We start from the raw sequence: 24,175 nt of genomic DNA, 5'->3' as shown, positions 1-24,175 counted from the left end.
GTAAGTGACAACAGCAAATCAAACGAAAGATTTTTTTAATTGTAAAAACTTTAGTCTAAAGATGTTTATATTAAAAAAGCACACGCGAGGTATAATAAGAAAGGGGGCTGAGATAGAAATCCCGCCCCGTTTTTATCCAATATTCTATGAAAAACCAAGTATAAGAGTGATTATTTTTAAAAAAGGTTGTCTTACTCTTTATAATTTTTCAATTGCAGTAAAATTACTAAAAGGTGAAACCGGGGAAGTAACCGCTCTAGGAGTAATAATAACAAGATGTAAAATTTTGAGTTGGACGGGCGCTAACGTTACTTTGAATATTCCTGCAGTACCCTCTTCTCTTTCTCGCTTAAACTGTTTATTCCCCTCTTATGAATCTTTTCCAGCACTTTGTCAAGCTCTTCTTCTTTACTTCTTTTTCTTAGGTTGTACTTATCTTCTTTGGTCAGGTTGTGATTGTTTTTGTAGTACAGGTTGTCAATAAGCAGTGCACCAGGTTTTTTTATAATTGAAATTATAAAGACAGAAGCTGGAACTGCTATAATTAAAATAGTGACAAAATTATTAACGAGTACCGAAGGATGAAGCAATATTGTAACCAGCATGCCGGTTAAACCTCCACCCAAATGAGCATCATGACCAATGTTATCTGATCTTGACCGAATGCCATAAATTGAAAATATAACATAACCTAGTCCAAACAGCCAGCCAGGTAGCGAAATAGGTAGAAAAAACAACCCAATTCTCATACCCGGAAATAGGGCGATAGAGCTGAAAATGATACTAAACACCGCCCCTGAAGCACCAACTGAACTGTAAGTGCTATCATGTTTGTGAATTAAAAGGCTGAAAAGATTTCCACCTAAAAGCCCCGCTACGTAGATTAGTATATACTCAGCAGAACCCAAGTAAGCTTCTACTGTCGGACTTAAAAGATACAAAGCAAGCATGTTAAAAATCAGGTGCATCCATCCAACATGTAAAAATCCTGAAGTGAAAAAACGCTTGTAATCTTTGTACACCAATAACTGTTCGACCTCGAAGTTGTACTTTAAGAAGAAACTATGATCCTTAAACCCTCTATACGAAAACAGAAAGTTTGTTATAATTAAAAATAAAGTAATAAAGCCGGAGGTTTCCATGAATAAAATTTTTTTCTATGAATGGATCACCTCAAGTTATTAAAATAATTAGAAAGGTTAGATATGATTTTGTGCTTTTATAAATATTTATCAGAATGCTCGTTCTGGAGGTACCAGTAAATAGAATTTTTAAAACAAATGCTCTTTCCTGGGAATCCAGATACCTATAACCCAACTATCTGCTTACAATCATTCTTTTTGTTTCAATAACTTTTCCGGCAGAATACAAGGTATAAACGTAGGTGCCGGTTGCTAATTCAGCGCTATTTATATTTATTTGGCCTGCTCCTTTACCAACAGTATACGATTTTACCACGCTACCTTTTATATCTGCTATTCTTATTTCTCCATTAAAAGGTGTGTAATAGCTTATGACTGTAGTGCTTACTGCAGGATTAGGAACGTTTTGGTTAAGAAACCCTTCTGATGCATGTTCACCACCTGGGTTAGCGGTTATTAATGCTTCCACTTTGGTCAACCTTGCTTCCAGCTCTTCATTTTTTGCCTTCAGCTTGTCATTTTGAGTACTTAATTCCTGTACTGCTTTTACAAGCGGTACAACAAATTCTGCATACCGTAAACCATATAAATCTTTACTATTTTTTGCGGCATCAATACCGCTGAAATCGTAATTAAGTGCTTTGGCTACCTTTTCTACATCCTGTGCAACAAAACCTGTATAAACTATTTGCTCTTTTGCCTTTCTTGCACTTATTTCTTTTGCATCTGGTTTACTTAATTTTCCTTCTTTATCGTTGGCAGAACGTTGTAATATTTTGTCTGCTGCCTCGAGGTCAAGGTTGTAAGTAACCGGAGATAATTTATTAATAAATTCAAGTCCCGGCACATTAGCTTTAATATTTTTCTTTACTCTTCCATCGGAAATATTGCTCCAGCCGGCATAGCCGCCTATACTTGTAACGTAATCGCTGCCTATGCGAACCTGGTTACTCGCTGTAACAAAGGCGAGAAAACCAATGGCAGTTGAATTGTCAACAGCATCTACAGTCGATGAAGCTTTATGACCAACAAATGTGCAGGCAGAAGATGTATGAAAAGCGCCAGCTGACCAACCTATAGCGGTATTTTTTGCCTGGTTAGTATTTACTCCTAAAGTATTATAACCAACACCGGTATTATAACTGCCTGAATAATTAAAGTAAAGAGCGCCATCGCCAAAGGCAGAATTTTGAATACCATTATAATTTTGATTTAATGCTAAATTCCCGGTCGCCGTATTATTAGACGCATTATTATTAACAAGCGCATTATAACCTACCGCAGTATTACTGTATCCCCCAACGTTAAATTCTAAAGCGTGACTGCCCATTGCGGTATTTGCAGAGCCTGACAAATTATTATATAATGAGTGAAAACCATTGGCAGTATTGTCATGAGACGTTCCATTCCAATATAAAGCCTCAAACCCGGTAGCTGTATTATAATAGCCTGAAGTATTTCTGAATAACGCTTTGGACCCAATTGCTGTATTTTGATACAATCTTGAGGTATCACAAAATTCACAAACCGGGTAGGTACCGAGAGATTGGTTAAACAATGCAGAGTCTCCTACAGCAACCAGGTTATGGCCGACTGTGTTATTGTTTAAAGCATTAACACCAATGGCAACATTACTAGACCCGGATTTGTTGTTATACAAAGCAAGTGCGCCAATAGCGGTATTATTATTACCTGTAGTGTTTCCGGAAAGGGCAAATGCGCCGGCTGCAGTATTACCAGCACCCGAGGTGGTTAAGTACAAAGCGCGGTATCCAAAGCCGCTGTTTCTACCTCCTGTTGCTTTTAACAAAGCCTGGTATCCAAGAGCTACCCTTGCCTGTGAAGTATTAAATCCCAGATAGCCAGCCTGTTGATTATTAGTTTTCAAGACAAGTACTTTGCCATCAGTCGTTCCAATAAAATTTGTTCCGGGATTTGTTCCGCTATTCCCTGTCAGGCTCCAGCTTTGGGCATTTATGATGTTTGCCTGTAGAAAAATGTAAATAAGAAAAGAAAGCTTTTTCATGACTTTAAAATTTTGCAGTTAAAAATTACTGTATGCTAATCAGTATTTTGACTAGCGTTTAAGCGCACTGAAGTTGTGTGGTGCCTTTACTCCAAAAGAGATTTCAGCCATTCCTTTTAAATCAAATCTTTCAAAAAAATGATTTAAACTCTTTTTTTAATAAACTTCAGTTTTAGCTGTATGAATTTTCTATGTATAGTTAACTATAGTGTAAAAGTATCTTTGCAGCAAGCCGGTATCAACCGCTATTGATTTAATGGCGGCAATTCTTTATTTGTTGGAGTATATTTTATGAAAATCGGGAAGTGTGCATCTGCACTTCTTAACCCTTAAATGCTTGCAAGCCGTGCTAAAAATTCATCTTTCTTCCTGCGAGATACGTCTACTTCTGAGCCATCAGACATAGTAATTATTCCTCCTTCCCCTCTCGTATAATTTACAACATGATGAAGATTGATAAGATGTGAATTGTGCACACGAATGAAATCATATTCATTTAAAAGTTCTTCAAATTCTTTAAGTGTTTTTGCAATAACCATTTTTCTTTTATTTGAAAGAAAAAAGTTGGTATAATTCACTTCAGCCTGGCAGCGAATGATTTCGTTTAGTGGAATCATCGCTAATCCGTTGCTGGTTGGCAAAGCAATTCTTTTTGAATTTTTTTGCAGGTTTTGAAGATTGTGAAAAAGTGTATCGAATTGAAGTGCAGATTGTTTCTTATTTTGTTTTTGCTGGTAATGATTTAAGGCAGCGGACAGGTCAGCAAGGCTAAAAGGTTTTAGGAGGTAATCCAACGCTGAAAATTTTATTGCTTGAATTGCATACTTATCGTAAGCAGTCGTAAAAATAACTTCAAAATCTATTTCATCTATTTGTTGTAACATTTCAAATGCTGAACTATTTTCCAGTTCTATATCGCTAAAGACAAGGTCCGGATGAAATTTTTCAATTGCCGCTTTGCCTTCTGCCACATCTTTGCAAAGTGCCATGACAGTAATGTTTTTGAAATGCTCTGTTAGCATATCACGTAACATTTCTCTGCTCCGTTCTTCATCTTCAATAATAATAGCTTTAATCATAGTAATAATAATAAGACGGTTTCAATGAAAGCTTATTTAAATAGTAGTAATGATCACATACTAAGCTGCTAACAACCTGGATAACTGACTAAAATTACAAAGAATGTGCTGATATAAAATAACCAGAAGAAGTGACAGAATGAATAAAAAAAACAGCTTTTATGTAAAATCATTGTTTTTTGTTAAAAAGCCTCTTCGTACGGTAACGATAGCTCTATGCGAACGCCGCGCGGGTTATTGTTTTCATCTTTTAAATCTAAAACGTCTATCGCACTCCTTACTTTCTTTAGTTGATTTATAATGTTCAATCGCTCTTGTGTAATTTTTATTCCAAATGATCTCCGTTTATTTTCTGCACCTTTTTCAAGTACTACAGCTTTTTCCCTGCCGACGCCATTGTCTTCCACAACACAGTGTATGAGGTTTTTTTCTTTATACAATTTTATTTTTATCAAGCCATCTTTCTTATTGGCAACTCCGTGTATAATCGAATTTTCAACAAATGGCTGTAGCAACATTGGTGGTATTAAAGTGTTTTCACAGTCAATTGCAGGGTCTATATCTATAGTATAGGTAAACGTGTTTTTAAAACGCATGCATTCCAACTGTAAATACAGCTCAAGAGAAGCTAGATCTTTTTCAAGGGACACTTCCTGCTCCCTTGAATTCTCTAAAATCAAACGCATAAGATTCGAAAACTTCGAAAGGTATTGTGATGCATTTTCTTTGTCATTATCAAGCATGTATTTATTAATAGAATGAAGGGAGTTAAAAATAAAATGAGGATTCATTTGTGCACGCAAGGCTTTCATTTCTAAGCTTGCTACCTGCGCTTTAAACTCTGCTTCTGTTTTCTGTACTTCTGCATAATGCCTTCTTTTATAAAAAATAAAGGTAACAAGACCTGCAACTAATAGAATTCCTCCGCCGGCCATCATCGCATTTTTTACAGTTCGTTGCCTTTGTATTTCTGCTGTGGAAAAGACCTCTTTTTTGTTGAAATCATACAATAATTCCTGCCTGGTAATATCCTCCTTCTTTTTATTGTTTAAAATACTATCGTGCAAGGGCAATATTTGTTTAAAAGCTTCCAGCGCCAGGAGATAATTTTTTTGCTTTACATAAATATTACTTAAGCTTTCTAAAATTTTTTCCTGGTTAGATAATGAACCAGCCTGTTTTGCCAAAACGAAAGCGTGTTTGTTATATTCAATTGCTTTAAAGTACCGTTCCTCAGGGCCTACTCCATTTTCAAGGAGAGTTTCATTAGGTGAGTTTACATAAGTGTCACCAATTATATTCAGCAAAGAAGAAAAGTTAGTTTTGTCGTCCAGCTCTTCATATATTTTGACCGCTTCGGGGAAATAACGGAAGGCTGCTGAATAATTCTTCCTGGTAAAATATACCATACTAATATTCGTAAGGTTATTTGCAATGTCCTTTTTATTCCCTAAACTTCTATTTATTTCTAATGCTTTCGCATAAAAATGAAGGGCTTTAAGAGAATCTTGTTGCCGGTCATAAATATTTCCTATGCCCTCCAGTTCTGTTGCAACACCATTTTTATTTCCTGCCTTTTTGTATAATTCCAAAGCTTTATTATGCCATTCCAACGATTTGCGATATTCCTTGATTTCCTCATATAAAATACCCATATTGCCTGCTATTGTTGCAGAGGTAACAGAATGTCCTAAACTTTCAGATATATGTAAGGCCTTGAAGTAATATTCAAGTGCCTTATTGTAGTTGGACAAGGAATAGTAAATGGTTGCCGTAGCATTAAAAACGTTCTCTAAAAACTCCTTATCCTTCTTTTCAAAATATTGTGACGACCTTTGCAGGTACTCCAACGCATTAAAATAATCGCCGTGATTAAAAGATACTTCACCAAGATTGTATAACACTGTTGCAGCGCCTTTTTCATCACCTGATTGCTGAAAAATTTGAAGTGATTTTTTATAAGCATCTGTTGCAAGGCTGTCTTCTCCCAGTCGTGAAAGGTTAACACCTTGCGTACTGTACGCTTTTGCTTCATCCAATTTTTTATTGAGCTTCTTTGCAAGTGCAATTGCCCTTGTCGACATTTGTAATCCCTTTGAAGGGTCAATATCGCAATAATCAAAAGCAATGTCATTGAGCAAGTTGAATTTTGTTTCATCTTCCTGTGAATGGTTGCTTAAGAGGTTTAATAAAGAATCCAGTTCTTTTTGTTGGCTAAAGCATGCATTGGTTATTAAACCAAAACCAATAAGAAATAAAATCTTTCTCATTTTTCTTTACTTTATCAATACGAACGATTTAACATTAGAATTTCCATTTTAAACAGTATCTATAGTACCACGTTCAGAGCAATACCCTGCTACTGTATTTTATTGTTGAGTAAGGTTTTAAAGGCTAAAACCAAGTGTGTTCCGCAGATGAAAAAGTCTTATAATTTGTTGGTAAAAGATACTAAATTTTAAAAGAATAAGTGGGCAATGTAGAGCAGTAGTATTTTTTTAAACATTGATATAACAAAACAAAGAGAATTTCTCCTTAAATGATTCATTCCATTAAATAACAACGAAACTCATAATAATTTACCTAAAAGGTTATTATAAATTTTGTTCCTTTATCAACTTCGCTTTCAATTTCTATAGTTCCGCGGAGTGCATTTATTTGCGATTTAATAATAAATAAACCTAAACCATGCCCTTCTATTTCACTATTAAATCTTTGGTAAAGCCCAAAAATTTTATTTTTATGTCTTACTAAATCAATTCCAATTCCGTTATCAGAAAAGGTAAGTTCACAATTTCCATTGGCATTGTAAAAGGTTGAAATTTTTAAAACTAAATTACGTTCAGGTGATCGGTATTTTATAGCATTTGAAATAAGGTTTATGAAAATACTTTCAAGATATGTCTTATGAAAGTTCAGCTCGGGAACTTTAAAATCGGTAATAATAGTTCCTCCCACATTGTTTAATTCATTTATAAATGTTTTCTCTATTTCTTTGAAAATATGTTGAATATTAATTGAGGTAACTTCTACATTTATATTATTTTTTATTATTAGAATACTTGAAAGATCTTCTATTGTTGAACTTAGTTGTTTACCTGATACTTTTAGCATTTCCAGCATAGCACGATTTTCTTCATCTAATGTGGAATAGTTTATAAGATCTAATATGGCAGTGATGTTAGATAGGGGAGCCCTTAAATTATGTGAAGTGATAAATGAAAACTGCTTCAGGTCGGCATTGGTTTTTGTCAGTTCTTTTATTAGTAATTCCCGTTCATTTTCAATTTCTTTTCTCAATGTAATATCCTGCATTGCGCCTACAAAGCGAGTGGGAATATTTTGCTCGTCATACACCAAATTTCCTCTGTCGGACACATACGCTATAGTTCCGTCGGCTTTTATGAATCTATATTCATCTTCCCAATAATTTCCGGCGTTTCCTGATATTGCTTTAATAATTTTATTATATACCCTTTCCCTATCTAAAGGATGTACGCGGTCAATCCAACTCTTAAATTTTTGAGGAGCACCTGAAGTGTTATAGCCAAAGGTAGTTTGATATGCTTCAGACCAGTAAGTCCTGTCATTAAGAAGATCCCAATCCCAAATTGCGTTACTGGTTGCCCTGGTTGCTAACTTATATCGTTCATTTACTTTTAATAATCCTTCTTCTGCGCGTTTTCTTTCGGAAATATCTCTGATTATTATACTTGTCCTTTCCTCTTTACAGCCATCTTTATAGGTAACAGCAGCTATCTCACAAGGGAAAGCGGTTCCATTCTTGCGTAACATGTTGACTTCGCCTTTTGCTCTTCCTGTACCGCGAAGTTCTTCAGAAAGCATCTGTATCCGTTCGTCTGTCGGATCGGCAAGATTAAATATGCTTGCAGCACAAATATCTCTTTCATTCATTCCAAAAATTACTCCGGCTTGCGGGTTGGCCTCTAATATTTGTCCTGTAGAGGTCGTTAGCAGAACAGCATCCATATTGTTTTGAAAAAATGAATGGTATTTTGCTTCACTTTCCTTTATGATCGCTTCTGTTTCTTTGCGTTCCCTAATATCAATTCCCATTCCGATGAGGCAGGGAGTACCTTCGAAAACAGCTGCGGACGCTTTGAAAAAATAAGGAATTTTACCGTTGTTTTTAGTTACAAGATTTGCTTCAACCTTTGCCTTGCCTTTTATAAATACTTCTTCTATTTTTTGAGCAATCATTTCTTTTTCATCCTCATCGAACAGATCAACTGCATTTATTTCGCGCAGTTCCTCAGCGGTATAGCCGGTAATCGTTTCTGCATTTTTATTCCATCTTAAAAATCTTCCATTTATATTTAAAAGATAAAAAATACCGGTTAAATTGTTTATTATAGAATCAGAGAGGTTTTTTTCTTTTATTAATTCTTCTTCGGCTTTTTTACGTTCTGTAATGTTTTGAGCAGTACCATACAGGCGTATTACTTTTCCTGTTGAATCAAGTTCTGCACTGCCTATGTCATGTATAATACGTTTTTCTCCTAAGGGAGTTGTAATATGATATTCAATATCAAATGGCTTTCCTGTTGTTTGTGCGTAATGGGAGCTATTGAGAACGTAGTCTCGGTCAGCCTCGTCTATTAAATCAATAAATGAATTAAAACTTTGGCCAAATAAATTCTTTTCAATTCCAAACACATTAAAAAGCTCATCGGACCAGGTAAGTGTATCGGAGATTAGATCGAGGTTCCAATTTCCATATTTTGCAATTCGTTGCGCCTCGGCTAACAGGGCTTCGTTTTTTCGCGTTACATCTTCTGCAATTTTTCGTTGAGTGATATCTCTTGTATTTGAAACTATGGCGTTTACGCCTTGTACTTTCAGCATATTGGTAATAGTACCTTCCATCCAAATATAAGAGCCGTCTTTTTTCTTGTTTCGCGCTACTACAGGAATAGGCTTTGCCGGATTTGCAAGTACTTTTTTTAATGCCTCCTGAGCCGCTTCCATATCTTCGGGCTGTATTATATGGAAATAGTGGCGATCACAAATTTCATTAGTTGTATAACCCAATATTCTTTTTACTGCCGGGCTTACATATTTTACCTTTTCATCCTCATTAATAAGAGCAAGCAAATCTTCACTGTTTTCAATTAATGCCCTAAAACGTTTTTCATTAAATTTTAAGGTTTCTTCAAATTGCTTTTTTTGAGTAATATCTCTGAAATTAGTAACTATGGCATGAACAATTTCATTATGCAATAAATTTGTTGAAACTCCTTCAATCCATATGTAGTGCCCGGCTTTATGTTTAGTTCTGATTGTAAACCTAAGCGTCTTACCAGGGGTATTTAGTACTTCAACAATATGTCTGTTTATTTTTTTCGCATCGTCGGGATGAATTACTAGATTCAACTTTTTATCAAGTCTATCCTCATCGTTATAGCCCATTATTCTGGTTGCGGACGAACTTCTATAAATGGTTATTAAATCCTTGTCATACAAAACGATGGCATCATGTGTATTTTCAATAAGTGCACGAAAACGTTCTTCACTCTGCATTAATTTCTCTTCTGCTATTTTTCGTTCGGTAACATCTATAACCATGGCAATAGCGCCATTGTACTGCCCCTGTTCATCTATTAAAGTAGAACCCGAGAAATTAAGCCAAACTTTTTTTCCATTTTTTTTGATACAGGGTACATCCATTTTTTCATTCCTTCCCGGTATCCTGCCAATAGCGGCATCCGACGCTATTTTTTTACCATCTTCATCCATGAAAAAACTGTTTTTCTTACCAATCATTTCTTCCGGAGTGTATCCTAATATTTCAGCAAGTTGAGCATTAACAAAAATGGTCTCGTTTTCTTTGTCAACCATCCATATACCTTCCTGTGCTATTTCAACGATTTGCCGGTACAGGCTTTCACTTTCCTCGGCTTTTTTACGTGCCAGTATTAACTCAGTTACATCGCTTGCAAACAAAAACAAACCCTCGATCTCGCCATCCACATTTTTGCAAGCTTCTAAAACTAAATTCACATAATTATCTACCAAAATACCATTGCTTTCGATGTCTATTTTTACTTTTAATTCAGTTGCAGAAAAAGATTGACCGGTATTATAAACATTGTCTAATAGTTGTACAAAACCTTGCTCCTCCAGTGCCGGTTGTACTTCTCTTAGCTTTTTTGCGATAATGTCTTTTTTGCCTATAAATTGTAAAAATCGCGGATTGGCAGTTTCAATAATGTGTTCCTTGCCTCTTAAGATAGCTATCATGCAAGGAGCTTTTGAAAACAAATCTGTATAGCAGTAAGGATTACATTTTTCGGTTTGAAATTTTTTCTGACCCGGGTCGTTTAAAACGTTGTCGTTTTCCATTTTTCACAGGATGTGTTGCATAAAGTTATAGATCACATAGATATATCTGCGATATAATCTGTATTTTATTTTTATAAATAGAATACTTCTTTATAATAAGAGTGCTTTTATTATGAGTAAATCTAATGTTGCTCTTTATCCTGGCTTAGCAAGTCCTTAATGGTGTGGACTCATGGTGTAGCGAAACGGAACTATACAACAAGAAAAAGCAAGGCAGGCACTTCTTGGTGTGCAAGCAACCTAAGTTAAGAAAATATGAATTGATAAAAAATTGCCTTTTAACCTGGAACACAATGGACGTTATCTCAATACTTACAGTTAAGAAAAGCTTTTTAGTGGCAGAAGTGGGAATCAAAAAGAGACGCCTGATTAGCCGTCTCTTTTATTATTTTCTCAGTTGGTAAAACACCTAATTTTAGCACCTGCAATTTTAATCTGTTCAAGCCTTTAAAATTTAAAAACTAACACTTTCCTTTAATTCTTTATCAGTGTAAGCTAGTCCGTATTGTTTTAATACATCATCGGGGACGCCATTCCATTGGTTTGGCCTGTTACCTACATATCCAAGGTCATCCAGGCCCATCTTACTGGTAAAAAAACCGGTGGCTGTAAGACTTCTCATACGATTAAAAAAGGCTACTCCCTGCTGCATTTCAGGCTTTGCTTTAGCAGGATATGCTAACTCGGTAACCATTTGAAGTTGCTGATCAGCAGTGCAATCTTTAAATGAATTATTATAACGGTTAAGCATTTGAAGATCAAGCCAACGCAAACCTCCTCTCATTGGCAACTGGTGGTCGGGTATATCCTTTACGATAAACTCTATAAATTCCGGAACCTTTGCATCAGAAGCGCTTCCTGACTTATCATCTTTTGGAATAATGATGTCTCCTAATACCGTTATGGTAGCCATCTCATGCGGAGTAAAAAATTTTTCAGCATTTAATTCCTTATTTCTATCTAATTCTTCTTGCGGACGGTCAGACTCTGATGTGTTAACTTTGGACGCTTCAACATTTTGGTCCTTTGGTTTACATGCTTTTAATAAAACCTCTGTAGAAAGGGTGCCTATAGTTAGCGCTTTTAATGAATCCCGCCTGTTCATAAAATGTTTTTAAAGAGTTTTAAATTTCAACTTTGCCAAATGCAGTATAGATTTCTATTGTTTAACATGTAACGGTTACTCACATTTTTGCTGCCATGAAAAAGATGCAGTACAAGTGAGTGACACAACCGGAGTTGCTATATGAGCATTGGGTTTTGTTCCACACAATCTCGTTAAACAATAGAGTTTTAAAAAATAGTATTATACATTCTGCTTTTTATTCTGCTCCAATATGTATTCTGCTGTTCTCATGGAAAAAGCAAGGATAGTCCAGGTTGCGTTTTTGTCTGATTGTTGCACTTGAGATGCACCGTCAACAACAAAAAGATTTTTACAATCATGCGCCTGGCACCATTTGTTTAATACTGATTTTTTCGGGTCATTACCCATTCTTGCTGTTCCTACTTCATGTATTATTCTTCCCGGAGCTTCTAACCCCCAGTTGTTTTCAGCATTACGTTCAGAAGATGTGACAATAGCACCCATGGCGTGCATAATCGACTGAAATGTCTCTTGCATATGCTTTGCCTGGTTTATTTCATCATTGTTCCACTTGTAATGAAAGCGCAAAACAGGTATTCCAAATCTATCTACCACGTTAGGATCAATTTCGCAATAATTATCAATTCTTGCCATTCCTACGCCACGGCCAGACATTCCAACACCGGTACCATAAAAGCGGCGATAATCATTTTTTAATGAAGCACCAAAACCTCCAGCTTCTTTCATCTTTCCATCGGCCCCAGCTACCTGGCCGTTTACTTTTGGTACGTCTCCGCCAAACCCATATCCCGGCATACCCATTCCTCCACCAAACTCTATATGATATCCGCGAGGGAAATCAAGTTTTTTATTATCATACACCCACGGTCCTAATAAGTGAATGCTCCCTACGCCATCTTCATTATAACGCTTACGATCAACCAACTGCGGAAGTATGCCGGATAAAGAAGCACCTGTAGAATCCTGCAAATATTTACCTACAAGGCCACTGCTATTGGCAAGGCCATTAGGATGCGTTTTAGATTTTGAATTAAGCATTATTCTTGCACTTTCGCAGGAGCTTGCACCAAGAATTACGGTTTTTCCCTTCACCTGGTATTCTTGCATATCTTCTTTGCTTACGTAAGAAACACCAGTTGCGAGCCCCTTCTCGTCTGTAAGTACTTCCCGAACCATTGCGTTGGAGATCACCTCGAGATTCCCTGTCTTTAAAGCTGGAATAACCAGGCATGATGAAGCAGAAAAATCAGCATACACCTTGCAGCTTCGGTTGCATTGTCCGCAGAAGAAACAAGATCCGCGGTCTTTATTATTAGTAAGTGCTTTGGTTAAAACAGAACCTCTTCCCGGAATTACTTTTACACCTACACTTTCTGCTCCTTTTTTAATAAACATTTCATTTAGTCGAAGCTTCGGAGGTGGAAGATAAATTCCATCAGGGTCATTCTCTAGTCCTTCTTTAGTGCCGTAGACACCAATCAGCATATCTACCTTATCGTAATAAGGTTTTACTTCTTCGTACGTTATCGGCCAGTTTTCGCTGTAACCATCATTAGGTTGAAAATCTTTGGGCCCGAACCGTAGTGATATCCTACCCCAGTGATTGGTACGGCCCCCCAGCATCCTGGATCGGAACCAATCAAACTCGGTATTTTCTTTTTTTGTGTAAGGCTCACCTTCCAGTTGCCAACCACCATAAGCTGCATCAAAGTCACCAAAAGCCCTGAATTTAGTGCCAGCGCCTCTTCTTGGTGAATCGTAAGGGAACTTTAATTGTTGTGAATGTTTAACAGGATCGAAGAAAGGTCCAGCTTCTAATAATAAAACTTTTGCTCCGGCATTAGCTAAAACGTATGCAGACATTCCTCCTCCGGCACCAGAACCAACAACTACTGCATCGTAAATTTTTGTTGATTTTTTAATTTGTATATCGCCCATTATTTTTTGGTAAGCAGTTAGAAAATCATAAGAATTTCTAAATGTAAAAATATAAGTTGAATACAGAAATATTTTTTTGCAATAACCCCCGGCAATAGAAAAAATAAAAAAAGAGAATAAAATTTATTAAATAATTTATAAGCAACTTAAATGATGATGAACCTGCACTGGGCCTACCATAATTACAAACAATTTACCCTAACTTTCCTTTATCACACAAAATTTAAAAACTGCTTTGATCTTAAACGACTTAAAAAAATATAATTGGAAGAATGGCAGTTAATAAAATGATTATATGAAAATAAAGCCACTTGTTTTTCTTTTGCTATCGTTGTTAGCCATGTTGTTTATAGAAGCGGCCATACCACGAAAAAAGCACAGTACTTTTTTATTTTCTCCGGTAGCAACAAAGAAATATTTATATGTAGCAGTGCCGGGGATCAGAGATTACTTAGGATATGGCGGACATGGTCTGCTCGTTTTTGATATTAATAATAATCACCGGTTTGTAAAACGCATTGTCACCGGAGGACTTCACCCGGATAAAACGCCTTCGAATGTTAAAGGCATTGCTGTGAGCCTGCCTCTCAACAGCATTTATATAAGCACGCTTGAATCGCTGCAACGCATAGACCTGACAACAGAAAAAATTGTTTGGGAGAAAAAATTTGATGGAGGGTGTGACCGCATGTCTGTTTCACCTGACGGAAAAACGATGTATCTCCCTTCTTTAGAAAAAGACTTTTGGAACGTTGTAGATTGCACTACGGGCGATATCATAAAAAAGATCACTGTTTTTAAAAGAGCGCATAATACCATATCTGGTCCTGCAGGAAACCTTGTTTACCTTGCGGATATTGCATCACCCTGGTTGTATGTTTCAGATGCAAAAAATAATGCGCTTGTTAACAAAGTCGGTCCTTTCGGAAACTTCGTCCGCCCCTTTACTATCAATGGCAAAGAAACCCTTGTTTATGCGACTGTTGATAGCCTTCTTGGTTTTGAAGTGGGAGATCTTACAACAGGCAAAAAACTTGCACGCATAGAGGTAGAAGGATGGAATATGGGCCCGGTACGGCGACACGGCAATCCCAGTCATGGCATTGGCCTTACTCCCGATGAAAAGGAATTGTGGGTGGCGGACGGGCATAACATGCGCGTACATGTTTTTAATGCTATGAAACCTTATCAGCAATTAACGACTATCCCGGTACAGGACATGCCAGGATGGATTACTTTTAGCATAGATGGAAAATATGTTTATCCATCAAGCGGGGAGGTGATCGATGTTAAAACCCGTAAGATACTCACAACATTGCAGGATGAGTTTTATAACAATGTAGAAAGCGAGAAAATGGTGGAAATAGATTTTGATGGCAATAAGGCTGTAAAGGCTGGAAACCAGTTTGGCACTGGAGGTATAAGAAAGTAACACCACTAAAATTACAAAGTGCAGGGTTTAATACATTTGTAACGGCAACAAGAAGATTAAATGCTTTTGTCTAAGCCTGATAAAGTGCGCAGCATTATTTAGGATAAAGGCTGGAATTATCAAGAGATTAAATAGTTCACATAAAATTACGATTATGAATTCTTCAACGTCTAATACAATATCAAAAAAAATAACGGTCGGAAAAGACTCGGGTTCTCCTTTGGAAGTATATAGAATGGGATATGGCACCATGCGTTTGACGGGTGAAGGAATTTGGGGTGAGCCAGCTAACAGGGATGAGGCTATACAGGTATTGAGAAAAGCAGTTGACGAGGGCGTAAACTTTATTGACACCGCTGATTATTATGGACCGGATGTTACCAACCGGCTGATTGTGGAAGCTTTGTATCCCTATTCTTCTGATCTTGTAATTTGTACAAAGGTTGGAGCCAAAAGAGCGGCTGATAAAAGCTGGCCTGTATTTACCCGACCTGAAGAACTGAGGCAAAGTATCGACAACAATCTTAAACAATTAAAGCTGGAACAATTGCCTGTGGTGCATTTTCGTATGTCAACACATAATAACCCTGTACCTTTTGCCGAATCTGTTGATGCCATGTTTCAGCTTCAGCGCGAAGGGAAAATATTACATGTTGGATTAAGCAATGTAACAGATGCAGAATTGCAATGGGGATTAAAGCATGGCAAAATAGCTACGGTTCAAAACATGTATAGCTTTACACAGCGTACGACTGCAAAGCTACCTATAGGTGAAACCAGGGGCGGAGAGGAAGTTTTGAAAACGTGCGAAGAAAACAGCATTCCCTTAATTCCATTTTTTTCATTAATCACTTCTTTACCACAAGCAGTCGAAAAAATAGAGAAAGTAGCCCAAAAACACGCAGCTTCCAAAGCTCAAATAAACCTAGCGTGGCTTTTACATAAATCTCCTTGGATTCTGCCTATTCCCGGAACATCGTCATTAAACCACTTAAAAGAAAACCTGGAAGCAATCACCATACTTTTAGATGAAGAGGACCTTGCGATGCTGCAATAAGAATGATAGTTGAAATATTTAAAAATGATGGAAAAAGAAAAAGCATTAAATTCTTTAGTTTATACTTGCCTAAGCCCGTATATGCTAACTAACCTAATGCTTCTTTAAAGTAAGAAACTGCTCGCTTCTTAACAAAACAATCAATTCTTAATTCACCTCTAAGATACGGTAATAAATATGTTATTTCCAAATTTATCGTAATATAATTAGGACCATTTTTAAATAATTTTTTTTTTTTTTTTTATCGATTCATAAGGAAAACTGTAAAATGAATTGGAATGGAAAAAGCAAATTTGTAAACAAGATGAGTAGTAAAAGCTGAAATGTTTTCATTAACAAAAGAGAATTTACATTATTTCAATTTCAGCAAAAACAGGAACATGGTCAGAAATTAATCTTGCTTCATGAAAATCTGTATTACGGTTATAGAACGGTATAATACCACACCTTGTTACTTTACACTTCTTTCTTATAAAGAACATATTGTCATACTCCGAAGCCAGGCAATCATTATTAATGCACTTTTGTCGCAAGCTGGTTTTCTGATTTAATAACAAAGGCTCATATCCCATTCCTTTTAAGGGATTAAAGACCGAATGTGATTGGGGAAGATTGAAATCTCCAACAAAAATCAATGTTTGGTTTGGATAAGAACCCGGCAGAAATTTAAGGTACTTTACCTCCGTTTCCGGTTGCTTACTTTTAGTAATCGCGTGAAAATTAACAAGTGTAATTTCTTTACCCTCTGCACTTAAAGTAATATAATACGGCTCGCGATCAATTTCAATATTATATTTCTTTTCAAGCCATGCGCGTCCCTTCCTGGTTGCTTTATTTTTCTTCCAGATGTAAGCATATCTTTCAGTTTTATAAGCACTGCTGCTTGTAGGATCGCTAATAGTATAGTCCCATTTGCTGCCTTTTGTGTCAAGTGCATCAACCAGCCTTGCAACAGCTTGCGCACCTCCATATCCTGCTACCACTTCTTGTATAGCTACAACATCATAATCTTTTAAGACGTTGGCAATAAAGGCAATTTCTGCACAAGATTTACTTTTCCCAAAGTCTTTTAAGTTCCAGGTGCAAATGGAGATAGCAGCGCAAAAGCTTACTATAGGAAAGGCAATTAATAATATTATTACAACAAATATTTTCAAAGTAGAATTTTTCATCTTGATTAACGCCTTTCGTACCCCGTCTAGTCTAAAGCAAGTAGAATTTTCAAAAAGTGCAAATAAACGTTGTTTTTGTAGTAAGTTTTCAAGAGACTTAAGCATACGAATGAATGAAGGGAAAAAGAAAATTAAATGCCATCGAAAAATGTTGTAAGCTTGGTTATAATCCACTTTCATCTGCTTTGCTTTATGCAGCTTTAGCCAAATCCTCTTTCTATTCGGGTGAATAAAAATGCTGCATTACTTACCAGTTTTGCTAACGATTAATCTATAATTTTAGGAAATGCTGCAAAAACTTCCATACCGTTACCGTGTGTTAGCATTGCTCTGCTCACTAACTACGCTAACATACCTCGATCGTATTTGCATTTCTATTGTAGGTGTAAGAATAAAAAGTGAGTTCGCCCTAACAAATGGACAGTTTGGATGGGTACTGGCCTCTTTTTCATTGGCCTATGCTCTTTTCGAAATTCCTTCAGGCATATTAGGAGATAAAATTGGTCCGAAGGCCCTTTTTATTCGTATCGTTTTATTATGGTCTTTATTTACAGCTTTAACCGGTCTGGCAACGGGTCTTTTCTCTTTGATTTTAATCCGTTTTTTATTTGGAGTAGGAGAGTCTGGTACTTATCCCAATTGCATGATCGTAATATCAAGATGGTTTCCTGTTCAGGAAATCGGGCGGTCTTTAACGTGGGTAGGTATAGGTTCACAAATTGGTTCTGCAATAGCACCTCTTATCATTATTCCCATAGCCGTATCTTTTGGCTGGCGTGCCCCTTTTTATGTAAATGCTGCTATTGGTGTTATTTGGGTCATTATCTGTTATACATGGTTTCAAAATTTTCCCGCACAAATGAAAAAAATATCACCGAAAGAGGTTCAATATATCGAAAGTAACTGTCGGTTTAGCAATAGTCACCATCACATACCATGGAAAGTAATTCTTAGAAACAGAAACCTTTGGGCATTGATGCTCATGTATTTTTGCTGCCAATGGGCTAATTATTTTTTTGTAGCATGGATGCCAGTGTACCTGGTTGAAGGAAAGCATTTCTCAGAAAATGGAATGAAAAACATTGTTTTTACATTGTTTATAGTTGGCATTATCGGCTTTTTAGTTGGAGGATTTGCTGGCGATCTTTTGGTCAGGCGAAAAGGCTTGTGTTTCGGAAGACGGTTTGTTGGTATGTTTGGCCTTGGTATTTGTGGCTTACTTATTTTTTTAGCTGCTATCTTACCTCAAAGTAATTTGGTAGCCTTTTGCCTTATTGCTGCGAATGGCTTCTTTTCTTTTGGTGTGATGGTTTCATATGCAGTTTGTACAGACATCGGCAGAAATAATGCAGGAACCGTTACCGGTGCGATGAATTTTTTTGGACAGATGGGAGCTTTTTTTCTTGCCATTATATTTGGTAAAATAGTAGATGTAACCCATAATTTTGATTACCCTCTTTTTGTAGTTGCCCTTGTAATGCTAACAGGTAGCCTGCTTTGGTTAGCCATTGATCCGTTGAAACAAGTTAGCTTGAAGGAAGATGTAATTAAGCCCGTTATTTTAAACGTCTGATACTTGTTTTATAAAAAGTTTTTAAACTCCAGTTATCGCTTAACTGAACTGTCGATTGCAGTGGCGCGTATATTGTCGGGCTATTTATATTTGGCAAACTAATGAAGAAAACATCATTCAACTTGACCAAGCTCACTAAACTACGTTCGGTGAAGGCGTTAGTAGTAGCACTACAGTAAAGTAATGATAAGAGATCATTTTCTGCTATCTTTATAATATTGAATTCGGAATTTGCAATATGGAAAAATAATAATAGCAATCCAGCTTTTTGAAACTGTAAGTGCAAGGCCCAGCTCTACTATAGAGATTAATCTTTATCTTTCCTGACAGGCTGGCTAAGAACAAATAATTTCATTTTAAAAAAAAACCGGTGGATTTTTAAAAACCTTTACTGGTAGAAAAGTAACATAATCAACATAATTTTCATGGCTGATCAGAGTAGAAAACAAAAAGGTATATCAAGCCTGTTGAAGCCATATGCAGGTATGGTTGGCTTGCTGCTACTGTTTGCGGTAATTAGCAACGGGCTTAATTTATGGTTACCTAAAATTATAGGTAGTGGCATAGATGCATTTAATAGCGGCAACTTCTCACCGAAACATTTTATCAGACTATTTGCAATTGCAGTACTAATAATATTTGTATTTTCATATCTTCAAAACGTAATACAGACGTATGTTTCCGAGCGTGTGGCAAGGGATCTCCGCACAAAATTGGCGGATAAAATCTCTAGTCAAAGTTATAGCTGGGTAGAAGCTGCTAATCCAGCTAAACTGTTAACCAATCTTACAGCGGATGTAGATTCAATTAAGTTGTTTGTTTCTCAAGCTATAGTTTCTATAGTGTCATCAGTTTTTATAATTATAGGCGTAACAGTATTACTACTTACCATCAACTGGAAACTGGCATTGGCGGTAATTGCTGTAATACCAATAATAGGGATAACATTTTTCTTTGTATTAAAAAATGTAAGGAAACTATTTATAAAAAGCAGGGAGGTAATGGATTGGCTCAATAAGGTAATAAACGAGAGTATTTTAGGGTCGGCATTAATAAGAGTTATTAATTCGCAGCAATTAGAATATGAAAAATTTCTTGAAGCAAATAAAAAAGCGCTAGGTTTCGGGCTTTCAATTCTGAGGCTTTTTGCAGCTCTAATACCGGTAATAACTTTTACAGCCAACATGGCTGGTTTGGCCATCCTGGCTTTAGGAGGTCATTTTGTTATTAATGGCAGTATGACACTGGGTAATTTTGCTGCATTTAACAGTTACTTGTCCCTGTTAATTTTTCCAATCATTCTTATCGGATTTATGAGCAATGTAATTGCGCAGGCAACTGCATCTTATCAACGAATAAGCACCGTACTGGAAACAACAGAGACTACGGGGGCAGGCTTAATTACATCGAAAATTAGTGGGGATATCGAATTTAAAGATGTAAGAGTAACTTATGGAGAAAAGCCTGTATTAAAAGATATTTCATTTTCAGTAAAAGCAGGTTCTAAGGTCGCTATAATCGGCCCTACGGCTGCAGGTAAAACTCAACTTTTATATCTCTTAACCGGATTATTAAAGCCAACGAAAGGCGCTATTTTCATAGATGGTCACCAGGTGGAAGATTATAAGAGTGAGTCGTTTCATACTCAAGTTGGTTTTGTATTCCAGGACAGTATTGTTTTTAACTTAAGCATTCGTGAGAATATAGCTTTTAGTAATACAGTTACCGATGAATCGCTGGAAAAAGCGGTTTCAACCGCTGAATTAAAAGAATTTATTAATGGTTTGCCTGCAAGATTTGATACAGTTATATCAGAGCGAGGGGCTAACCTTTCCGGTGGTCAAAAACAACGTATAATGCTGGCACGTGCCTTGGCTATAAACCCTGTAATTTTATTACTTGACGATTTTACTGCACGTGTTGATTCTAGTACTGAAAGGAAAATTTTAGCCAACGTACATAATAATTATCCCAATATAACCTTGCTCTCTGTTACTCAGAAAATAGCATCAGTGGAGCAATACGATCAGATCATTCTTTTAATGGAGGGGGAAATCATCGCAAGCGGAACGCATAATGAACTGATGCATTCGAGCCCCGAATACGTACAAATATTCAATTCACAACAAAGCACCAGCAATTATGAATTACAACCTCACTAAGCCTGGTGTACAGAAGGAGAAAACTTCTACGCTCTCTGCACTTAAAAGCTTGCTTAAACTTATTACAGACGAAAAAAAGAATTTGTTGTTAGCACTGTTGGCCATTCTTACCAATTCAGCAATTAGCTTATCGGGCCCATTTTTAATAGGTTATACAATCGATAATTATGTGCAGAAAAAGCAATACAACGGAGTGTTACTTTTTTCCGGCATATTACTGGTTATGTACCTTGTAGGCTTAGCTGCCAGTTATTTGCAAACCAACTTAATGGGTGGTGTAGGACAACGCACGTTATATACTTTGCGTAATGCAATATTTAACAAATTACAGCATCTACCTGTCGCGTTTTTTAATCAAAATAAAGCAGGCGATCTCATATCCAGGATCAACAGCGATACTGATAAATTGAACCAATTTTTTTCTCAATCACTGCTGCAATTTGTTACCAGCATTGTAACTATGACTGGCGCGGGCATTTTTCTATTGGTGATAAATGTGAAATTGGGACTTGCCGCTTTAATCCCGGCAATGATGATTTTTATTTTTACCCGCATACTATCACCATGGGTAAAGAAAAAAAATGCTATTAAGCTAAAAACGGTGGGTGGCATGAGTGCAGAGATACAGGATAGTATAGGAAACTTTAAGGTAATTATTGCTTTCAACCGACGTGATTATTTCAGAAAGCGACTTGAAGAATCAAACCGAAAAAGCTATACAACATCCATAGCTGCAGGACTGGCTAATACGATTTTTCCCCCTTTTTATGAATTTCTCTCAAGTGCAGCCCAACTAATTGTTTTGACATACGGTGTTTACCTTATTGCAGATGGTCAATTTACTATTGGATTGCTGGTAAGCTATTTGGCTTATGCCACTTATTTTTATAATCCTCTACGGCAATTGGCTGCACTTTGGGTCAATTTTCAGCTTGCCATGGCAGGATGGGATAGGATTGCGGAAATACTTTCGCTCGATAGTGACCTCATAACTGTTCCTGTTAACGACCTAATAATAAAAACTCCAGCTTCACTCATTGAATTCAGAAATGTTCATTTCAAATACCCCGATAGCCAGGAGATATTGCATAATATTAATATTAAACTTGAAAAAGGTAAAACATATGCTTTTGTGGGTCCAACCGGAGGAGGCAAAACTACAACAGCGTCCCTGATCGCCCGGTTATATGATCCTACAAAAGGTACGATCCTGCTCAATGGTAAAGATATAAGATCGTATAGTGATGCTGAACGAACACATAAGATCGGGTTCATTTTGCAGGAACCATTTTTATTTACAGGAACAGTGAAAGAGAATATTTTGTATGGTAACGATCGTTACAATAACTACTCTAACGAGAAATTAGAGCGAGTAATAAAAGAGGCGAATCTTGAAAAATTGCTGTCAGTATTTGATAACGGCTTAGAAACATTTGTGCTACCCGGAGGCGATAGTGTTAGCCTCGGGCAGAAACAACTGATCGCCTTTATTCGTGCAGTATTACGCAAACCTGAACTTTTAATTTTGGATGAAGCAACAGCAAATATTGATACTGTTACTGAAAAATTGCTTAGTAAAATTTTAGATGAATTACCAAAAGAAACAACCCGCGTCATTATAGCTCACCGTTTAAACACTATTGAAAATGCTGATGAAATCTTCTTTGTCAATTCGGGTGAGGTTACTCCTGCAGGTTCATTTAGCAATGCACTTGATAAATTGTTGAATGGGGTAAGAGTTAGTTAGCGACATTGTATTTAACAGGAATCAGACAAACAAGATATGCAAAACATATAGTTAACCATTATAAGTAAATGGTGTGAATACCGTCTCCGGAGCCTTTACTGCCCACACCGCTCGTGGTGGCCGAAAAAGTGATGCTTTTACTGTTGAATTTTATACTAAAAGAAGCAGTTGGCGTTGCCCAGCCGTAGCCCCACGCCATTTTAGAACGTGAGCGACGGTTAAGATAATTATTTGCCCATCTTCCCATTGCTGCACCCACAGACATCCACGCATCAACGCTGCCACCATGATCATATATATAATTAGATCCGTTCCAGATTATATAATGCTTAATCACCACTTTTCCACGCGTGCCGCCCCATAACCATTTAATAGTTACATCCCTTACGGTTGATGTAAAACTATATTGTTTGGGTCGTTGAGCAGTGTTTGTTTTAAGGCTTGCAGAGGAAAGCTTCACTTCATCTATTGCTGCTGTAGCTTTGGCAAGAACTATATTAGATAACATGTTGTCGTAAACTATGCCCTCATCATTATATACACATAACGACTTAAATTGCTTTCCATTGGCATTCCATAAAATAGTCAATACTTTCTGGCCTACTTTAAGAATGGGAAAGACTTGCTGCTGCAAATTCTGCACTATATTTTGTTCTTCATTAGGGTCTTTTCTATATTTCAACATACGCTCTTTAATAGTACTTACATTAAAAGAGGCTGCATTCGAACCATCAAATTCCGGCACAAAATTTTCCTCAGCAACTAATTTTTGCCTTAAAGCCGAAACCTGGTTATCATCTTTTAGTTCAGATTCGAGATTGTATGAAATGATGGATGCATCAATTTTTTGAATCTGCAGGTTTTCTTTAGCTAGCTGCAACTGGACCGCCAGTTTGCCTCTAAGTGGAACAGAATTAACAGAAGACGGGGCATTGACATCGCTTGATTTATTACAAGAGAAAATCATACATAAAACAGCAACAAGGGCATACATTCTTGCTAGATTAATCTCTCTCATAAAATCTGTTTTGGATTAAGAAGTATTGTGTTGAAGGACGTTTACTGTTAAATTAAAATAATAGAAATAGGCCTTTAAATACTCCAATACTAAAACTAATAATATTAGCAATATCAGTAACTTAGCTAAAATTTATAGTTAATTATGTTTAAAGGTACTGACATTTTGGAGTTTGCAAGGCATTTTGATACCAAGGAAAAGTGTTTAAAATATCTGAGTTGTTTAAAATGGCAAAAGGAATTTACTTGCTTAAAGTGTGGCAATACATCCTGGAGTAAGACAGGTCTGGAGCATATACGGCGTTGTAATAAGTGCAAAGACAAACAGTCTGCAACTGCCGGCACTTTGTTACATAAGT

The 24,175-nt window shown here is 36.6% G+C and carries 14 protein-coding genes; 5 read left to right on the top strand and 9 right to left on the bottom strand.

Annotated features, from left to right (window positions below):
* Window positions 1-308 precede the first annotated feature (308 nt).
* The 7 genes from B154_RS0116400 to B154_RS0116370 all read right to left on the bottom strand — a co-directional run bounded on the left by B154_RS0116400 (window position 309) and on the right by B154_RS0116370 (window position 13,656).
* Window positions 309-1,142: a rhomboid family protein gene (locus tag B154_RS0116400; RefSeq protein WP_018615350.1), complete on the bottom strand. Its 834-nt coding sequence runs from the start codon at window positions 1,140-1,142 to the stop codon at window positions 309-311.
* 175 nt (window positions 1,143-1,317) lie between these two features.
* Window positions 1,318-3,168, bottom strand: a complete 1,851-nt coding sequence (locus B154_RS0116395; protein ID WP_018615349.1) for a T9SS type A sorting domain-containing protein — start codon at window positions 3,166-3,168, stop codon at window positions 1,318-1,320.
* 329 nt (window positions 3,169-3,497) lie between these two features.
* Window positions 3,498-4,247 carry a LytR/AlgR family response regulator transcription factor gene (locus tag B154_RS0116390; protein ID WP_018615348.1) on the bottom strand — a complete coding sequence of 250 codons (750 nt, stop codon included), beginning with the start codon at window positions 4,245-4,247 and terminating at the stop codon, window positions 3,498-3,500.
* Window positions 4,248-4,429: 182 nt separating this feature from the next.
* Window positions 4,430-6,517, bottom strand: coding sequence for a tetratricopeptide repeat protein (locus tag B154_RS0116385; protein WP_018615347.1), 2,088 nt, complete (start codon window positions 6,515-6,517; stop codon window positions 4,430-4,432).
* A 313-nt stretch (window positions 6,518-6,830) separates the two neighbouring features.
* Entirely contained in the window at window positions 6,831-10,610 is a 3,780-nt protein-coding gene (locus B154_RS0116380) for a PAS domain S-box protein (protein WP_018615346.1), read from the bottom strand.
* Window positions 10,611-11,064: 454 nt separating this feature from the next.
* Window positions 11,065-11,715, bottom strand: a complete 651-nt coding sequence (locus B154_RS0116375; RefSeq protein ID WP_018615345.1) for a gluconate 2-dehydrogenase subunit 3 family protein — start codon at window positions 11,713-11,715, stop codon at window positions 11,065-11,067.
* A gap of 201 nt (window positions 11,716-11,916) precedes the next feature.
* A complete protein-coding gene (locus tag B154_RS0116370; protein WP_018615344.1) occupies window positions 11,917-13,656 on the bottom strand; it encodes a GMC oxidoreductase in 1,740 nt (579 codons plus the stop codon).
* Window positions 13,657-13,951: 295 nt separating this feature from the next.
* Between B154_RS0116370 and B154_RS0116365 the strand changes: the two genes are divergently transcribed.
* Together B154_RS0116365 and B154_RS0116360 are read left to right on the top strand one after the other, a co-directional pair.
* Window positions 13,952-15,088 (top strand): YncE family protein, encoded by a 1,137-nt coding sequence (locus B154_RS0116365; RefSeq protein ID WP_018615343.1) that lies wholly within the window; start codon window positions 13,952-13,954, stop codon window positions 15,086-15,088.
* A 154-nt stretch (window positions 15,089-15,242) separates the two neighbouring features.
* Complete coding sequence (locus B154_RS0116360; protein ID WP_018615342.1) at window positions 15,243-16,145, top strand: aldo/keto reductase; 903 nt, start codon at window positions 15,243-15,245, stop codon at window positions 16,143-16,145.
* Window positions 16,146-16,492: 347 nt separating this feature from the next.
* Here the strand turns inward: B154_RS0116360 and B154_RS0116355 are convergent, their stop codons facing one another.
* Complete coding sequence (locus tag B154_RS0116355; protein ID WP_033411865.1) at window positions 16,493-17,302, bottom strand: endonuclease/exonuclease/phosphatase family protein; 810 nt, start codon at window positions 17,300-17,302, stop codon at window positions 16,493-16,495.
* Window positions 17,303-17,603: 301 nt separating this feature from the next.
* Here B154_RS0116355 and B154_RS0116350 point away from each other — a divergent pair, with 301 nt between their 5' ends.
* The 3 genes from B154_RS0116350 to B154_RS0116340 all read left to right on the top strand — a co-directional run bounded on the left by B154_RS0116350 (window position 17,604) and on the right by B154_RS0116340 (window position 22,799).
* Entirely contained in the window at window positions 17,604-18,890 is a 1,287-nt protein-coding gene (locus B154_RS0116350) for an MFS transporter (protein WP_018615340.1), read from the top strand.
* Between the two features lie 425 nt (window positions 18,891-19,315).
* Window positions 19,316-21,052, top strand: a complete 1,737-nt coding sequence (locus B154_RS0116345) for an ABC transporter ATP-binding protein (RefSeq protein ID WP_018615339.1) — start codon at window positions 19,316-19,318, stop codon at window positions 21,050-21,052.
* Window positions 21,033-22,799, top strand: coding sequence for an ABC transporter ATP-binding protein (locus tag B154_RS0116340; protein WP_018615338.1), 1,767 nt, complete (start codon window positions 21,033-21,035; stop codon window positions 22,797-22,799). The genes B154_RS0116345 and B154_RS0116340 overlap by 20 nt, the downstream gene beginning before the upstream one ends.
* A 58-nt stretch (window positions 22,800-22,857) precedes the next feature.
* On the opposite strand, the gene B154_RS0116335 is transcribed toward B154_RS0116340, so the two are convergent.
* The gene (locus B154_RS0116335; RefSeq protein ID WP_018615337.1) at window positions 22,858-23,817 is read right to left on the bottom strand and encodes a hypothetical protein; all 960 of its coding nucleotides are present in this window, start codon (window positions 23,815-23,817) and stop codon (window positions 22,858-22,860) included.
* Between the last annotated feature and the right edge of the window lie 358 nt (window positions 23,818-24,175).

Origin of the sequence: Segetibacter koreensis DSM 18137, from assembly GCF_000374045.1 — a bacterium.
In the GTDB taxonomy this organism is placed as follows: domain Bacteria; phylum Bacteroidota; class Bacteroidia; order Chitinophagales; family Chitinophagaceae; genus Segetibacter; species Segetibacter koreensis.
The sequence above is the reverse complement of the archived record's forward strand: the minus strand, read 5'-3'. Positions and strand labels throughout refer to the sequence as shown.

Excerpts from the sequence above, each read along its gene's own strand:
- B154_RS0116350 (WP_018615340.1), top strand. The coding sequence starts at position 17,604 with ATGCTGCAAAAACTTCCATACCGTTACCGTGTGTTAGCATTGCTCTGC.
- B154_RS0116380 (WP_018615346.1), bottom strand. The coding sequence starts at position 10,610 with ATGGAAAACGACAACGTTTTAAACGACCCGGGTCAGAAAAAATTTCAA.
- B154_RS0116360 (WP_018615342.1), top strand. The coding sequence starts at position 15,243 with ATGAATTCTTCAACGTCTAATACAATATCAAAAAAAATAACGGTCGGA.
- B154_RS0116395 (WP_018615349.1), bottom strand. The coding sequence starts at position 3,168 with ATGAAAAAGCTTTCTTTTCTTATTTACATTTTTCTACAGGCAAACATC.
- B154_RS0116335 (WP_018615337.1), bottom strand. The coding sequence starts at position 23,817 with ATGAGAGAGATTAATCTAGCAAGAATGTATGCCCTTGTTGCTGTTTTA.
- B154_RS0116390 (WP_018615348.1), bottom strand. The coding sequence starts at position 4,247 with ATGATTAAAGCTATTATTATTGAAGATGAAGAACGGAGCAGAGAAATG.
- B154_RS0116370 (WP_018615344.1), bottom strand. The coding sequence starts at position 13,656 with ATGGGCGATATACAAATTAAAAAATCAACAAAAATTTACGATGCAGTA.
- B154_RS0116365 (WP_018615343.1), top strand. The coding sequence starts at position 13,952 with ATGAAAATAAAGCCACTTGTTTTTCTTTTGCTATCGTTGTTAGCCATG.
- B154_RS0116400 (WP_018615350.1), bottom strand. The coding sequence starts at position 1,142 with ATGGAAACCTCCGGCTTTATTACTTTATTTTTAATTATAACAAACTTT.
- B154_RS0116385 (WP_018615347.1), bottom strand. The coding sequence starts at position 6,517 with ATGAGAAAGATTTTATTTCTTATTGGTTTTGGTTTAATAACCAATGCA.
- B154_RS0116375 (WP_018615345.1), bottom strand. The coding sequence starts at position 11,715 with ATGAACAGGCGGGATTCATTAAAAGCGCTAACTATAGGCACCCTTTCT.
- B154_RS0116345 (WP_018615339.1), top strand. The coding sequence starts at position 19,316 with ATGGCTGATCAGAGTAGAAAACAAAAAGGTATATCAAGCCTGTTGAAG.
- B154_RS0116340 (WP_018615338.1), top strand. The coding sequence starts at position 21,033 with ATGAATTACAACCTCACTAAGCCTGGTGTACAGAAGGAGAAAACTTCT.